11 protein-coding genes and 1 pseudogene are annotated in these 16,132 nt (G+C 56.4%); 5 read left to right on the forward strand and 7 right to left on the reverse strand.

Annotated elements, in window-relative coordinates; genetic code table 11:
* Positions 1-97: 97 nt before the first annotated feature.
* Entirely contained in the window at positions 98-793 is a 696-nt protein-coding gene (locus RX972_RS01570) for a pirin family protein (protein ID WP_027898526.1), read from the forward strand.
* 347 nt (positions 794-1,140) lie between these two features.
* Here RX972_RS01570 and pgm read toward each other — a convergent pair whose 3' ends face one another.
* From pgm to RX972_RS01590, 4 genes are all read right to left on the reverse strand, one after another.
* Entirely contained in the window at positions 1,141-2,781 is a 1,641-nt protein-coding gene (gene pgm, locus RX972_RS01575; protein ID WP_231674572.1) for a phosphoglucomutase (alpha-D-glucose-1,6-bisphosphate-dependent), read from the reverse strand.
* A 131-nt stretch (positions 2,782-2,912) separates the two neighbouring features.
* Positions 2,913-5,213: an ATP-dependent DNA helicase gene (locus RX972_RS01580; protein ID WP_316872412.1), complete on the reverse strand. Its 2,301-nt coding sequence runs from the start codon at positions 5,211-5,213 to the stop codon at positions 2,913-2,915.
* Positions 5,214-5,763: 550 nt separating this feature from the next.
* Positions 5,764-7,269, reverse strand: coding sequence for a hypothetical protein (locus RX972_RS01585; protein ID WP_316872297.1), 1,506 nt, complete (start codon positions 7,267-7,269; stop codon positions 5,764-5,766).
* Positions 7,270-7,905: 636 nt separating this feature from the next.
* The gene (locus tag RX972_RS01590; protein ID WP_231674574.1) at positions 7,906-8,934 is read right to left on the reverse strand and encodes a zinc-dependent alcohol dehydrogenase family protein; all 1,029 of its coding nucleotides are present in this window, start codon (positions 8,932-8,934) and stop codon (positions 7,906-7,908) included.
* A gap of 364 nt (positions 8,935-9,298) precedes the next feature.
* Between RX972_RS01590 and RX972_RS01595 the strand changes: the two genes are divergently transcribed.
* The gene (locus RX972_RS01595) at positions 9,299-10,213 is read left to right on the forward strand and encodes a LysR family transcriptional regulator (protein ID WP_122805179.1); all 915 of its coding nucleotides are present in this window, start codon (positions 9,299-9,301) and stop codon (positions 10,211-10,213) included.
* Positions 10,214-10,568: 355 nt separating this feature from the next.
* Here the strand turns inward: RX972_RS01595 and RX972_RS01600 are convergent, their stop codons facing one another.
* The 3 genes and pseudogenes from RX972_RS01600 to RX972_RS01610 form a co-directional block, all read right to left on the reverse strand.
* Positions 10,569-11,078 (reverse strand): histidine phosphatase family protein, encoded by a 510-nt coding sequence (locus tag RX972_RS01600; RefSeq protein WP_316872299.1) that lies wholly within the window; start codon positions 11,076-11,078, stop codon positions 10,569-10,571.
* Between the two features lie 52 nt (positions 11,079-11,130).
* A pseudogene (locus tag RX972_RS01605) lies at positions 11,131-11,202 on the reverse strand (hypothetical protein); the annotation flags it as partial.
* Between the two features lie 73 nt (positions 11,203-11,275).
* The gene (locus RX972_RS01610; protein WP_316872301.1) at positions 11,276-13,396 is read right to left on the reverse strand and encodes a TonB-dependent receptor family protein; all 2,121 of its coding nucleotides are present in this window, start codon (positions 13,394-13,396) and stop codon (positions 11,276-11,278) included.
* Positions 13,397-13,934: 538 nt separating this feature from the next.
* On the opposite strand from RX972_RS01610, the gene RX972_RS01615 reads away from it, so the two are divergent.
* The 3 genes from RX972_RS01615 to RX972_RS01625 all read left to right on the forward strand — a co-directional run bounded on the left by RX972_RS01615 (position 13,935) and on the right by RX972_RS01625 (position 15,981).
* Complete coding sequence (locus RX972_RS01615) at positions 13,935-14,753, forward strand: energy transducer TonB (protein ID WP_096116024.1); 819 nt, start codon at positions 13,935-13,937, stop codon at positions 14,751-14,753.
* Between the two features lie 99 nt (positions 14,754-14,852).
* Complete coding sequence (locus RX972_RS01620) at positions 14,853-15,578, forward strand: MotA/TolQ/ExbB proton channel family protein (RefSeq protein ID WP_316872302.1); 726 nt, start codon at positions 14,853-14,855, stop codon at positions 15,576-15,578.
* A gap of 1 nt (position 15,579) precedes the next feature.
* Complete coding sequence (locus tag RX972_RS01625) at positions 15,580-15,981, forward strand: ExbD/TolR family protein (protein WP_096116022.1); 402 nt, start codon at positions 15,580-15,582, stop codon at positions 15,979-15,981.
* The last annotated feature ends 151 nt before the right edge of the window (positions 15,982-16,132 follow it).

Genomic DNA, 16,132 nt, shown 5'->3' on the forward strand with positions numbered 1-16,132 from the left:
ATATTTATTTGATCAATCATGGCTGCCATCGATAACCGCACAACGTTCAGCAGCCCGGGCCTACCACCATGCCCGCTTCTGCACAGGAGGCCACACCATGCTGCAATTACGACCTTTCAACACTCTGGGCGGCGCCAACCACGGCTGGCTGGACGCACACCACCATTTCTCGTTCGCTGAATATTACGACCCAAAACGCATGAACTGGGGTCAACTGCGAGTCTGGAACGATGACGTGATTCAAGCCGGCACCGGCTTCCCGAAACATCCACACCGGGACATGGAAATCATCACCTACGTTCGTGAAGGTGCCATTACTCACGAAGACAGCCTTGGCAATAAAGGTCGAACCGAAGCAGGCGATGTACAGGTCATGAGTGCCGGGACCGGTGTCGCTCACAGCGAGTACAACCAGGAATCGACAGCGACCAAGATCTTCCAGATCTGGATCATGCCGAATGAAACCGGCGCAGCGCCTTCCTGGGGTGCCAAACCGTTTCCAAAAGGTGATCGCGAAGGTTTCGTGACCCTGGCAAGCGGCAAATCGGGTGATGACGTAAGCCTGCGCATTCGAGCAGATGCACGTCTGGTGGCCGCCAACCTGAAAGCCGGCGAAAGTGCCGAATACCAGATGGATGCCGGTCGACGCGCTTACCTGGTACCGGCGACCGGCAGCATTGAGGTCAATGGTTTACAAGCGAACGCCCGGGACGGCGTTGCCGTTGAAGACGAGCGCGTACTGCGAGTGACGGCTATCGAAGACAGCGAAATCGTACTGGTCGACGTGGCTTGAGTAATCGCTGCAAATGAAAAAGCCCGGACTCTCGCGAGTCCGGGCTTTTTTGTGGAAAACAACTTACTGAATTGACATGCATTTTCTGTAGGGGCGCCCCTGTCAGCCAGACGTCGTGCTGTCGTGCAGCGATCACGGACCCTGTAGGAGTGAGCTTGCTCGCGATAGCGGTAGACCTTTTGAGGAATTACCGTCTGGCCTGACGCTATCGCGAGCAAGCTCACTCCTACAGTCAGTGCCCGATGTTTACTTCGCCACAGCGCATTGTCAGGACACAGCGCCGCCCTCATTGATCCTGCAAGAGCGCACCGAGGTTACGAGGTGAGCTCCTACAAATTCAATTTGCATCAGGCAATCGCGGCATCCACCAGTACCTGAGCTTCTGCTACCAGACGCTTGAGGTGCTCTTCACCGATAAAACTCTCGGCATAGATCTTGTAGATGTCCTCGGTACCCGATGGCCGCGCTGCAAACCAGCCATTTCCAGTCATCACTTTCAAACCGCCAATCGCCTGATTATTGCCCGGTGCATGGCTGAGAACGCTCAGGATCGGCTCGCCCGCCAGTTCCGTTGACTTGACCTGATCCGGCGACAGTTTGCCCAGCGCCGCTTTCTGCTCAGGGCTGGCTTTGGCTTCAACGCGTGTCGAGAACGGCTCGCCCAGTTGCTCAGTCAGTGTCTGGTAAATTTCGCTGGGATCGCGACCTTTACGAGCAGTGATCTCTGCAGCCAAAAGCGCAGGAATCAGACCGTCCTTATCAGTGGTCCAGACCGTGCCGTCCTTGCGCAGGAACGACGCACCGGCGCTTTCTTCGCCGCCGAAACCCAGCGAACCATCGAACAGGCCTTCAGCAAAGAATTTGAAGCCGACTGGCACTTCGTACAGGCGACGACCAAGACGCGTAGCGACACGATCAATCATGCCGCTGCTGACCACGGTTTTGCCAACCGCTGCGTCCGCACGCCAGCCCGGACGGTTCTGGAACAGATAGTCGATAGAGACTGCCAGGTAATTGTTAGGAGCCAGCAGACCACCCGTTGGGGTTACGATCCCGTGGCGGTCGTGATCAGGATCGCAGGCAAATGCAACCTGATACTTGTCTTTCAGGCCAATCAGGCCTTGCATGGCAAAGTTGGATGACGGGTCCATACGAATGCGGCCGTCCCAGTCAACGCTCATGAAGCGGAACGTCGGATCGACGAACTGGTTGACGACATCCAGATTCAGACCGTAGTGCTCGCCAATAGCCGACCAGTAACGCACCCCGGCACCGCCCAACGGGTCCACGCCCAGGCGCAGACCTGCGTCGCGAATGGCGTCCATGTCGATGACGTTCTTCAGGTCAGCCACATAGGTATTCAAATAATCATGACGATGGGTGGTGTCGGCACGCAGTGCTCGTTCGTGAGTAATACGGCTGACGCCCTGAATTTTTTCCGCCAGCAGTTCATTGGCCTTGGCTTCAATCCACTTGGTGATATGGCTGTCTGCCGGACCGCCATTGGGAGGGTTGTACTTGAAGCCACCGCTTTCCGGCGGGTTGTGCGACGGCGTGATGACGATACCGTCTGCCAGGCCGGATGTGCGGCCACGGTTGTAGCAGATGATCGCGTGGGAAACCGCCGGGGTTGGCGTGTATTCGTCACCTTCGGAAATCATCACTTGCACACCATTGGCGGCAAGGACTTCCAGTGCGCTGGCAGCGGCCGGCGTGGACAAGGCGTGTGTATCAGCCCCCAGAAACAACGGTCCGTCGATGCCGTTGGCCTGACGGTACAGGCAAATCGCCTGACTGATCGCCAGAACGTGCCACTCGTTGAAGCTGAGTTCGAACGAGCTGCCACGGTGGCCGGAAGTGCCAAACGCTACGCGCTGGGTCGAAATCGATGCATCAGGCTGGCCGGTGTAATAAGCGGTAACCAGTCGCGGAATATCGACCAGCAACTGAGGCGGTGCCAGCTTGCCGGCGAAGGGACTGAGACTCATACAACCTCCATGAAAAGCAGAATAGAAATAATGCTGGCTGCTGTACGACACAAGAAAACGATCAGCGGCGCGGCAGTTTACTGGCAGTTGGACCTTGTTGCTCGGCTATCGATCCCTAAGTCGTTGAACGTTCATAGCTGCCACCAGCGCGGGAGTAACTGACGCACCTTCGGCTCGGCAAATCGATCATCGATCAGCATGACCACGCCTTGATCCTGCTGCCCTCGAATCACTCGCCCCGCCGCTTGCACGACCTTTTGCACCCCTGGGAAGAGGTAGGTGTAATCGTAGCCCGCGCCGAACAACACAGCCATGCGTTGCTTGATCTGCTCATTGACCGGGTTGAGTTGAGCCAGCCCCAGCGTCGCAATGAATGCACCGATCAATCGCGCGCCCGGCAAGTCGATGCCTTCGCCAAACGCGCCACCCAGTACGGCGAAGCCGATGCCCTGACTTTCCAGGGTGAAACGATCGAGAAAGCCCTGACGATCACTTTCGCTCATGCCTCGCGCCTGCTGCCAGATCGGGATTTTTGGATGGCTTTGCTGCATCAAATCCGCGACTTGCTGCTGATAATCAAAACTGCTGAAGAACGCCAGATAGTTGCCCGGTCGAGCCTGAAACTGTTCAGACAAAAGCTCCACGATGGGCGCCAGTGACGCCTGACGATGGGTGAATCGTGTGGAAATACGACTGATGATCTGCACGTCCAGCTGTTCGCGACTGAAAGGCGATTCCACATCAATCCACGCGGTATCCGTGGGTAAACCCAACAGATCAGCGTAATAGTGGCGCGGACTCAGGGTTGCCGAGAACAACACGCTGCTACGAGCTGCTGTAAGCCTGGGTCGAATGAAACGGGCAGGCACTACATTGCGCAGGCACAATCTGGAATAGCTGCGCTTGCTGCTCAGCGCCCTTTTGCTGATATCGAACACAAAATGCTCGTCGAACAACTCGGCGATGCGCACAAACGCAATCGCCTCAAAATAAAAGTTTTGCAGCGCGCCATTCATTGCATGAGGGTGATCATTGAAATAATCCCCCATGGATGCGACGCACAGGTTCAGGCTTTGCAGAAATTTGCCCGGGGTTTCGGCATAGGCCTGATACGGAGCAACCTGCTCCTTGTGCAGCGCATTCCATTCACGATTCAAGCGTTGCAGGGTTTTCTGCAACGCTTCGGGTGCCGTCTGGCGCAACGTGCTCAGGTTCTGCTGATCCAGGCTGGCGCTGTACATCTGCCTGGCTCGCTCGACCATGTTGTGGGCTTCGTCAACCAACACCGCAACGCGCCACTGATTGAACTGGCTGAGCCCGAACAACAAGCCGCTGAGATCGAAATAGTAGTTGTAGTCAGCAATCACCACGTCCGCCCAGCGCGCGATCTCCTGACTGAGGTAGTACGGGCAGACCTCATGAGCAAGTGCCACATCACGCATACCGGCCTGGTCCAGCCACGGAGCGTACAACGCAGCACTGCGCGCCGCCGGCAAACGGTCATAAAAACCCTTGGCCAGCGGGCAGGAATCGCCATTGCAGGCTTTATCCGGATGCTCGCAAGCCTTGTCCCGGGCGACCAGCTCCAGCACGCGCAATTTCAACTCCGGCGCACTCGTACGGATCACTCTCAACGCATCCAGCGCCAGCTTGCGGCCAGGCGTTTTGGCGGTCAGGAAGAACACTTTGTCCAGCTTCTGCGTCGGCGCAGCCTTGAGCATCGGAAACAAAGTGCCAATGGTTTTACCAATACCGGTGGGCGCCTGCGCCATCAGGCAACGACCGGTGCTGACTGCCCTGTAAACCGATTCCGCCAGATGACGCTGACCGGTACGGAAACTCCCGTGAGGAAATTTCAGCTGGCTCAACAGCTGATTACGCTCACTGGAGTGCTCCAGCTCCTGCTCTGCCCAGCGCAAAAATATGGCGCAATGTCGCTGAAAGAATGCCTGCAGAGTAGGCGCGGTAAAGCGCTCACGAATCAACGTTTCCTGTTCGGTGACAATGTTGAAATACACCAGTGCCAGGTTGACTTCGTCCAACTGCAATTGCTGGCAGAGCAGCCAGCCGTAGACCTTCACCTGCGCCCAGTGCAACTGCCGGTGATTGTCCGGCATCGTTGATAGTTCGCCGCGGTAAGTCTTGATCTCCTCCAACTGGTTCAGTGCCGGGTCATAACCATCGGCCCGACCACTAATCCTCAGTTGCTGATATTCACCCGACAGTGAAACCTCTGACTGATAACCGGGGCCGCGTCGCGCCGCAACACTGCGATGCCCCGCGATGCCTTCCTGTGCAGTAGGACATGGCGTGAAACGAAGATCAAGGTCGCCTGCTTTGGCGGTGAACTCGCACAGCGCACGAACCGCGACAAGATAACGAGCCTGATCAGCGGGATCAGGCGCCAGGGAGCGCAGCTCTTGAGTGCTGATACCGTTTCCTGTTTCAGAACTGATGGATGAAGAAATGACGGTCACAACCTGAAATGCCGGTACTGGATGGGCATACAGATAACAGCACCGGTTATATCTGGCAAATACAAATGGATCGGCGGGGCCTGGATGATTCAGGTTATGCAAGGATCTTTGGGGATTGATCTATGCCCTGGCGCAGCGCAATTCCCCAAGCAAACACTGGACTGTAGGAGCTGCCGAAGGCTGCGATCGCGGTTTATCAGGAGAAATGCTTCGCAGCCTTCGGCAGCTCCCACGGGAAATGTATTTCAATCCAGCAGCTTGCATATTGTTTGACGAGAGCCGCCCCGGTGTCACTGACACCGCGCTGTCGCGCAGCAAACATTGGATCTGTAGGAGCGCACGAGCACCGCGAGGCCGCGATGGCGGTGTATCAGACAGGACGCAATCGCTGCCTCGCGATGCTCGTGAGCTCCTACAGAAAATCATTCCAGGTCAAGTGATTGCATTTTGTTTGATAGGAGCAGCTTCAGCCGCGAGAGCGTTTCGCGGCCAGGCGACCGCGCGGTCAACGCCCCGAAAGCACCTCAACGACATTGCTACCCGTTTGCGGGTCGACGGTCATGACCCCTCTCTTGTCAGGATCAGAGGCGCGCACCCGGGCAATGATGGAGGTCGGGTCGTTGAAATCCACGCGTTTTTTCCGGTACAGGCTCTGCAAGCCTTCAAGGGTCAGCCCGCTTATATCAACCAGCCATTGCAGAACCTGATCGGGTGCGGCCATCCCCTGCAAGGCTTTATGCAAGTCCGGCAAGGCGACCAGCATGCCGGGATGCAGGCGCCGCAGGAAACCCTCTAGCTCTCGCCCTTCATTGACGAAAGGCGAAAACAGCAGGCAAATCAGCTGTGCTTCGCTGACGCCAAAACCTTCCTGTGCAAACGTAGCTGCCAACTCGCGACGGGACGCAATGCCCTCCTCGCTGGCATAGGCGCTCATGGCCTGATCGATCAGGCGCTGAGGCATGCCTTTACGACGCATCATTGCTTTGGCCAGTTGCAAATACTCCTCGACCCCCTCGGCATAACTGCGTCCCTGGACATACTGCACTTTCAACCCGCGCATGTGCGCCATCAACAACGGGTTTGCGCAATCGGATTCACTGAAACTGAACGCCAGGTCCTCAAAGCGGAACCCCAGGAATTCGGTCAGCAGCTTCCAGTGCTCTTCGGCATTGCTGACGATCAGGTCAGAGATGGCAATGAATGCTGGCGCCCCTGCCTTGTTTGTAACGCTGACGGGAGCGATCAACTGATCCCCTGACTCATCATTGGCCCCGTACAGCTCCTGCTGATAGGACTGGCTGATACTGCCAACAACACTCAACATTGTGTTGAAATTCTGGTTTCCCGAATCGCTGAAACGATGCGCAGTGCCGGGCGCCAGGCGCATGACCCACGTGACGTACTGTTTTTGCTCCTTGCGCGAATCGCCACTCACCACCGCATCGACCCCGCCGCCCCAGGTGGTAGCCAGCTCAAAGAACTCGGCGATGCCCAGGTAACAGCTGTTGCAGAACGTGGTCCGGCCGTCCCCGGCAGACACATGACCATTGACCAGCATGTCCGAACGATTCTGCTCCCGTCCGGCACGGGACATGGGCACATCTGGCTCAAAGACTCTGACCACCTGATGGTCAACCTCCAGCAGTTCCACTCGAGGGTCGTCATGCAGAAACAGTGCTGAGTAGGTCCGCTGGATATTCTCCATGACTGCCGGTGTAATGCCGGCATGGCGCATGTTGGCGACACGCAGGTTGAAGGTGGCAGGTGCGCGCCCGGCAATGCTCAACTGGGCGGCTCGCAACAGCGCCACGGTATAGGCGCTGTCCTTGCCGCCACTGAAAGGCACCAGCACATTGAAACTTGAAATACGCTCAATGCCGCCTGCGGCCACAATCAATCGCTGAATCAGCAACTGCAGCGCCGTGCGCTCTGCTCGTCGAAAATAACCCAGCAGCCGCTGCAGCACTTGCTGATAGACGTAGTTCATCGCCTGTTCGTGAATGGAGCTCATGCTGATGCACTCCTTTGCATTCCCCAACGAAGTGCGTTGCAAGAAAGGAGTTTAAAATCGGACAGCCTTGAAAAATCATAATTGACCATGACTCATTCCCTGAGTGGTAAAAGCACCCAACTATTATCGATATTAATTTGGTAATTACAAGATGTGAAACAGGAATTAAAGAGGCGCGATTAGTGCGTTTAAGTTTGCACACATTAAACGTGTTAGTTTAATTTCCCGTTTATAAAATTCTATTATTGAGGTGCTTCATAGAGCCTTTGCGCAAGGCCGTCGTGCTGCAATGCTAGCCTTGAGGGCGTCAATTCAATCAGGAGTGCGTGTCTGGGCTGCCGCCTTCGCGAATGAATTCGCGCCCACAGAACATCGGGTTTCAAACCATGCACTTGCGAACTTGCGATAAACAGGTATTCAATCCCGGCAAGATGCGATAGATATCACACACTCAACCCCATAAGCATTGCCGCGCTCTCGCAGATTCGTTTAATAATTGCCAGCGCACACAAACAATAGGGCGCTGAATGTTTAAATGCTTTGAAATAACGTTCAGGTTACGGACTAAAGTCAAATGTCACACAGCAAAATGCCCTCCAGCGTGGAGGGCATTCAAGGGTGAAACAACCCGCCTGATCAGGCCTGAGGCTCTTCCACTTCCAGCACTGCACGGCCACCAATCGGGCAACCATCCATGTAGCGGTGCGCCTGAACCACATCACTGAACGCGAAAACCCGGGTTTTGAGGGGTTCCAGCACCCGATCGGCAGTCAGTTGATTGATGTCACGCAGCGCACGTTGCAGCGCCGCGTCATCCTGAGTGATCCCCAGTTCCGGCTTACCCGTGAAGTTACCCAGGCAATGTACGAAGAACTGAATGTTTTTCTGGAACGCTGCACAGGCCGGGAATGGCGTCTGATTACCGCCTTGCAGGCCGTACAGCACCAGGCTGCCGCGAGGCGCAAGCACATCACCCATGATCGACATCTGTGGACCGCCCAGACCGTCGAGCACGACATCGACACCGCGATTGTCCGTGTACTTGTTGACGGCCATCAGCAGGTCCTGCTCTTCGGTCACCACCACTTTGTCGGCGCCCAGAGACAACAGGTACTCGCGAGCGTCGTCGGTTTTGGTGACCGCGATCACTTTCAAACCCAATGCCTTGCCCAACTGCACAAACGAAGGTCCCGCACAGTGGCTGGCATCCGTGACCAACGCGGTTTGGCCCGGCTTGATTCGCGCCAGGTCAACATACGCGAAGTACGCCACCAGCAACGGCGTGTAGTGCACGCTGGCCTCAATAGGGGTCAAAACATCGGGATAACGCGTCAATGACGTACGCGGCATGACGATGGTTTCACCGTAAACCGGATGCTGATTCGGATCGGCCGCAGGGAAACTGGCAACCTTGTCACCGACCTTCAGATCATCGACGCCCTCACCCACTGCGGTGACAACACCGGCCATTTCCTGACCGATACCTGCGGGGAGCCGTGCCTGTGAAGGCGCCAGGTTCTGCCGCCATAGCACGTCGTACCAGCTGATACCGATCGCCTGGACACGTACCTGAACCTCGCCGGGTGCTGGCAACGCGACCGGATGCTCTTCGATCTTGAGCACCTCGGCTGGACCAAACTGATGAAAACGGATCGTGCGGGACATTTCGAACCTCGCCTAGAAAACCTTGATGCCATGAACTCTATCCGGGCTCTGCCGGTAACACTATCAGTGGCTATTAATAGTCGACATGTCTGTCATCGATTGTCATAGGTTTCGCATGGATATTCCCAGGCCAATCGTCAAACGCTCATGGGCGGCCATTGTTCGCATGTCAGCCGGACAATGCAACCCGCAGCATTGCCGGACGTCTGGCGCGCCGAAAATTTATGAATGCGCAAAGGTAGCGTTTGCTCGTACTATTCACGCCCGAGATGTGTCAGCTAGATCCACCCTGCTTCACCAGACAGCTGCAAGTGTTCCGCTGTTTGCACACCATCGCATTGATCAACGGCCGAGATCTCCCGCCATGAACCGCAACGACCTGCGTCGCGTCGACCTCAATTTGCTCATTGTCTTTGAAACCCTGATGCATGAGCGCAGCGTGACGCGTGCGGCCGAAAAGCTTTTTCTCGGCCAACCGGCGATCAGTGCTGCCCTGTCGCGCTTGCGTGGCCTGTTTGACGATCCGTTGTTTGTGCGCACAGGTCGCAGCATGGAGCCGACGGCTCGGGCAACAGAGATCTTCGCCCTGCTCTCGCCAGCCCTTGATTCGATTTCCACAGCCGTCAGCCGCGCTTCGGAGTTTGACCCGGCGACCAGCACCGCAGTCTTCCGCATCGGCCTCTCGGACGATGTCGAATTCGCCCTGCTGCCGTCCCTGCTCAAACGCCTGCGTTCCGAGTCACCGGGTATCGTGCTGGTCATCCGCCGGGTCAACTACATCCTGATGCCCGCACTGTTGGCGTCCGGCGAGATATCCATCGGCGTCAGCTATACCAGCGACCTGCCAGCCAACGCCAAACGCAAAGTCCTGCGCCGCAGCAAACCCATGCTGCTACGCGCCGACACCATGCCCGGCGCATTAAGCCTCGAAGACTTCTGCTCCCGCCCCCACGCACTGGTTTCGTTTGCAGGGGACTTGAGTGGTTTCATCGACGAACACCTCGAGAAGCTCGGCCACAAACGCCACGTCGTCCTCGCTGTCCCGCAGTTCAACGGCCTGGCCACCCTTCTCGCCGGTACCGACATCGTCGCCACAGTACCCGACTACGCGGCGGCTGTGCTGACTGCCGCTGGCGGAGTAAGAGCTGAGGCATTGCCTATCGAAACCCAGACCTTCGAACTGCACATGGCATGGCGTGGGTCGCAGGATAATGATCCGGGTGAAAGGTGGTTAAGGTCGCGGATTCAGATGTTTTTTGGGGATCCTGAGAGTCTTTAGGCCTAGTAGAACAGGCAGCTCTTCTGATCATTTTTGCCATTTCGTGGACCACCGAGCTTCATTCACTTCCGGTGGATTGCTACATTGGGGGCACATCTGAGGGCATGCTTTGGATGGTTTGAAAACGATGCCCCCAGCCTGAGGCTCAACAATCTTTGTCTCGAAAAGCACGCGCGAAAGTTCACTATCGCCGTTGAACGCTATCGGATCACCTCAGCTCAAATCCGCAGAGTGCTCATTGCCGTTGGAGCAGTCTGAGTGCTCATCGAGTCGCACCTCCTGTTGACGCAAACTCCCTTCGAGCTTCCATATCAGTGTCTAAATATCCATATTGATAAAATTCCGTTTGCCGGCATCAGGCGCCGCTTGAATGCGATATTGGCAGAGGATCCTGGAAAGGAACACTGTAATCCCGCACGGTTTCAATACCATCCAGCTCTAGCAGTTGCCCGTTGTTTAATTGCCAGTCATAGAAATCCGAGAAGTCCCGGCGCACCAGCGCGCGCAAGCTTTTGGCGATAAAGCCATGGGCGACCAGTAACAGGTTTTCTGACCCAGAACTTTCAATCAACTGCACTAACCCGCGGTGTGCCCTTGTGAAAGTCTGGGCTACTGACTCGCCATCGGGCGGCGCTAGATGCCATTGTCGAGTGATATTTTGCGCCCACAGGTCGGGGTAACGATGCCGGGCCTCAGTCTGGGTGAGACCTTCAAAAACACCCACATTTCGTTCACGAAAAGAGTCGATCATATGCAACGGCAGATTCAGGTGCTCGTTGATGATCTCGGCCGTTTGCCTCGCGCGCAGTAACGGCGATACGACAATGGCGTTGATTGATGAGGGTAACTCCAGTCGCAGACTCACCGCCTGAGCCCTGCCCCGCCTCATTCAGCTCAGGATCGAGCGAGCCAATATAACGATGCTGTGCATTGGCGTCCGTCTGCCCATGACGCGCGATGTACAACCGCATGATATTCCTCCGAAGCATGGAATAAATCTGTGCTATTGATCGCGCCGCTCGGCTATCAAGCCTGTCATTGCGGCAGGCTTGATAAAGACGACTAGAAGCGGAAAGCCACGCCCGTTGTCACATTGATCGGATCACCTGGATAGAAATTTGCCGAGTCCTGACCGTTTGCATCGTAGGCTGTATTCGCCGCCGTAGCGTAGCGTTCGTTGGTCAGGTTACGTGCGTCGACAAACACCTCCCACTTCTTGCTGGGTGCCTCATAGCCCAGTTTTGCGCCCCAGATGGTGTAGGACGGCGCGCTGAGACTATTGGCAAAGTCGACGTAGTAGCTGGAAGCGGCCCGGGCGTTGAGTTGCGCATAAAAGCCGCCGGTCTGCCGATACTGCAGTTCAGCCTGATAGACCTCACGTGGCAGGCTCGGCAGCTCGTTGTCGCCGAACTGGTCGTCGTTGCGATAGTGGAAGTCGTTCAACGTATAGGCCTGGCGCAGCGTGACGGTGTCACCATTCTGACCTTCCCAGAGCAACGCATTCAGCCCGGCTTCGATACCTTGATGAATCGTTTTGCTGCCGTTGGAGGTGGCGATGAGTTGGTCCTGAGTGGCACTGGCCTGACGCACGACCACCGATAGCAATTCCTTCTGGATCCATGACCGGTAAACCGTCAGGCTGCCATCGAAGATGCCATGCCCGCCACGAATACCGAATTCCACCGTATTGCCCTTCTGTGGTCGGACATCACGCAGGTAGGGCACACCGGTGCTGCCCAGTTGCCAGGTCACCGGTGGATCGATAGAACGGCTGACGTTACCGAACAGCTCGAACTCTGGGGTCAGCTGATAACGCAGGCCTATGCGCGGAGCGATTTCATTCTCGCTGTACTCGACGCCGTTGGGGAACTCGGTGGTGTTGGTGCCCGTGGTGTATTCGATTTCGGCTTTGCGCTTGATATTGATAAACGAAAGGCCGGTGGACAGCCATGTGCGCTCGCCGATCTGTAATTCATTGCCCAGGGAAAACACGGTATCCCGCGACCCGGTGTAATTGGTTTCCTGCTGCAGGGCTCCGGTGGCACGGCTATGGGCCTTCACGTCAGCCAGGTAGGAACGAGTAGTACTGAAGGTCGCCGTGCTATCACTAGGCAGGCCGAAGAAAGTGTCGCCGGTGCGCAGGTAGCGCAGGGTCAGGTTGATATCCTTGGAGCGCCAGTCCCCAGGCGAGGCGGAATAGCGCCAACCGTTCAGCAGCGGATAGTTGTTGTAGCCAAGACCGACCTCCAGCTTGGCATTATCATCAAAGGTATAGGTGGTCTTGCTGCCCAGCAACGTAGAACCATCCTTGCGTCGGCCAAAAGGCACTTCGTTGCTCTTGGGGTCATGCTTGAGCTGGTACTTGGTCAGTGTATTGCCCTGAGTCAGGGTTTCTTCCCTGTAACGCAAGAAGAACCGAGTCTCCAGCTTTGGATTAAACACATGCCCGAAGTTGGCGACGATGCCCTGCCCTTCGTTGGAAGTATTGTCCTGATACCCGTCTCGTTCGTTGTGCAATACGCTGACGTAGTAATCGCTGTCACCCACCACGCCACCGGTGCTCAGCTGCTGCTTGCGATAGCCGAAGCTGCCCACTTCGAATCGTGCATAGTTGCCCGGATCGGTTCGACCGGTCTTGCTGACAAAGTTGATAGCGCCCCCCAGGGACAACGCCGAATAATTGAACGCATTGGCGCCATAGAGCACTTCAGTGTGATCCACGGAGGCCATGTCCAGCATGTCCTCCTGGGTACCACCCGGCCCGGTCAGCGGCAAGCCGTCGTACAGAAATTTAATCCCCAGCACATACCCTTGGTAAAAGGTGTTAAGCCCTGAACCCCGTATCGAAATCTTGTTGGCGCCCGAACCGCTGGTAGCTTGGGCAAATACCCCCGGCTGTAACGCCAGTATGTCTTCGGCATTGGCCGCCCGACCCCGTTCGATCTCCCGGTTGTCCACTACGGCGGTTTGTCCCGCGACCTTCTTCAGTTCTTTTTCAGCCTTTTGAGCTTCAGTTGCCGCCGCGCCGGTAACCACCACCGTACTCAGTACCGGATTCTGGTTTTCCGACGGATCCTGCGCCGCGACCGAGGTGCCGTGGACCAACATCAAAAGAATGCCGAGACTGGAGGCGGTTGCCAGCGAATCAAGACGCAGAGCGCGATTATCAAACTTCTGCCACATCAATTAAATACCCTCGCAAGTTATTTTGGATGGAGCATCTATTTGTATAGTCGCGCTCTCAAAGGGATATTGCAGGGTTCGTGCCACTCGAAAACAACACTAAAACGGGTAATTTTTTATAAACAACCGCTGTTTACCGAAACACATTGCTGAAGTACTGACCGAAAAACAACAGTGAGTCACGACACTTATAATGTCCGGATTGCCACACAGATAAAAAACACAACATCCTTATCCCTATCAAGCAGTCGGTTTCTAGCCATCACACGTTCTAGAGCGTTACAGACGCTCAAGCACCTTGATCTAATCGATCAAGTTAACTCCAACTGTTGGCGTAGCAACACCCATTAGACAAAAATGCTTTTTCTCCACACTTGCACGCTTCATTACAATTGAAATATCGCGCTTGGCCGCGACGAAGAAGCTGGTATGGGTCTTGCTTTGGTTAAATAATCAGGAGACCGAAGTTTGGAGTTGTAAGTCTGCTGCATATTGATGACGAGGCATTTAATGTTTCGCTTAACGCCAGGAGTTATTAATGGCCAATGTCCAAAGCGCCAATGCACTGGATGTGCTGTGGCGTCCGGCACCGGGCGGCGAGCTGCTCGATCTGGGGCGCGTTTATCGCGGTCCTTTGGCGCTGTCGCGTCTGCACAGCACGCCGAAACGGATTTTGAGCCGTCGTGAAGCGGTGTTGCTGGGCGTGTTCGCCTTGGTGTTGCACGGCGCGGTCATTTATTGGGTCAACCAGAATCCGCCTGTTCAGCTGCCGGTAGCGCCCCCCGAAATTCCACCGATGACCATCGAGTTTTCCCAGCCAGCGCCACCGGTTGTTGAGCCCCCACCACCGCCGCCCGAGCCCATCGTGCAGCCGGTGGTCGAGGAACCACCACCGCCAGTGGAAGACGAACTCGCGGTCAAACCGCCACCGCCCAAGCCGATTCCAAAGCCTAAACCGGTCGTAAAACCTGTGCCCAAGCCGGTGGCCAAACCCGTTGAGCAACCGCCAGCACCAACGGCTCCGCCACAACCGGTTGCAGCCCCGGCACCGCCTGCGCCGCCGGCACCCAAACCGGTGACGCCAGCTTCCGCCAACGCCGGTTACCTGAAAAATCCGGCCCCGGAATACCCATCGCTGGCCATGCGTCGCGGTTGGGAAGGCACGGTGTTGTTGCGGGTGCATGTACTGGCCAGCGGCAAACCGGGCGAGATCCAGCTGCAGAAAAGCAGCGGTCGCGATCAGCTTGATGACGCCGCATTGGCCGCAGTGAAGCGCTGGAGTTTTGTGCCGGCCAAGCAGGGCGATGTTGCCCAGGACGGTTGGGTCAGCGTGCCCATCGATTTCAAGATTCGTTAACCCTTATTCGTTTGAATCTGCGAGCTACCTGAGCAAAAGGCGCATCGCTACACAACCTGTCTTGTTCAGAGACATGACTTTTTCAAAGAGAGCCGCGCCATGAACCTACTTGCTTCCCCCTTCGAATCTGTTGAACACGCGGTCATCTGGCTGCTGGTCCTGTTCTCCGTCGCCACATGGGGCCTGGCCCTGCTCAAGGGCGTGCAGTTCACCCGCCTGAAAAACCAGGATCGTAAATTCCACAAGCAGTTCTGGGCCGCCTCGAGCCTCGATTCCGCCGCGCAACTGGCTCAGGAACAACCGGGCGCAGCCGCCCGTGTAGCGTTGGCCGGTTATGCCGCCATTCAGGTGCCGGACGGCGCGCAAGCCACCGACCTGAGCCATGCGATCAATCATCAGGATCGTCTGGAACGGGCTCTGCGTCAGCAGATCGTCCGTGAGCGTCGCTCGCTGGAAACCGGTTTGGCGGTAGTTGCCAGTATCGGTAGCACCTCGCCGTTTATCGGTCTGTTCGGGACGGTCTGGGGCATCATGTCCGCCTTGAAAGGCATCAGCGCTGCGGGTTCGGCAAGCCTTGAAACCGTAGCAGGCCCTATCGGCGCAGCACTGGTTGCCACCGGCGTCGGTATCGCGGTCGCGGTACCTGCGGTGCTGGTTTACAACTACTTCCTGCGTCGCCTGAAACTGACCGCTGCTGACCTGGATGACTTCGCCCACGACTTCTACAGCCTGGCGCAAAAGAACTCGTTCCGTGTCCTGCTGCACCCGGTGCTGAACAAGTCCGGTTCAAGCCCGGTTGGACAGAAAGTGCTGGAGGCGTCCTGAGATGGCTTTCTCCACACAAGACAGCGATGAAGTGCTGAGCGAGATCAACGTCACTCCGCTGGTAGACGTGATGCTGGTGTTGCTGGTGGTGTTCATTGTCACCGCGCCACTGCTGACCAACTCGATCCCGATCAACCTTCCCAAGACTGAATCCGTTGCCCCGGTGGAGCAGAAAGACCCGTTGGTGGTGAGCATCGACGGGCAGGGCAAATTGTTCATCAATAAGGATGAGGTCCAGCCGGATCTGCTGGAAACCAACCTCAAGGCCGCCAGGGAAAAAGCCCCGGACGTGCGCGTGCAACTGCAGGCTGACGATGGCGTGAACTACGGGGAAGTGGCGCGCGCCATGGCGTCCATCGAGCGGGCAGGGATTACCAAATTGTCGGTGATCACCGCCAAGTGACTGGCTGAAAGCTATTCAAAAACTTCGTGGTTTTTACAGGCTGTTCCTTTGGCATGAGGGGCAGCCTGTTTTTTTATCAATGAGCGATGCAGTGCTTCAGGAAATGCCGAAGGCTGCGAATCACGGCGCGTCAGGAGTATCGCCTTCGCAG

The organism is Pseudomonas syringae group sp. J309-1 (assembly GCF_032582135.1).
GTDB lineage: Bacteria > Pseudomonadota > Gammaproteobacteria > Pseudomonadales > Pseudomonadaceae > Aquipseudomonas > Aquipseudomonas quasicaspiana.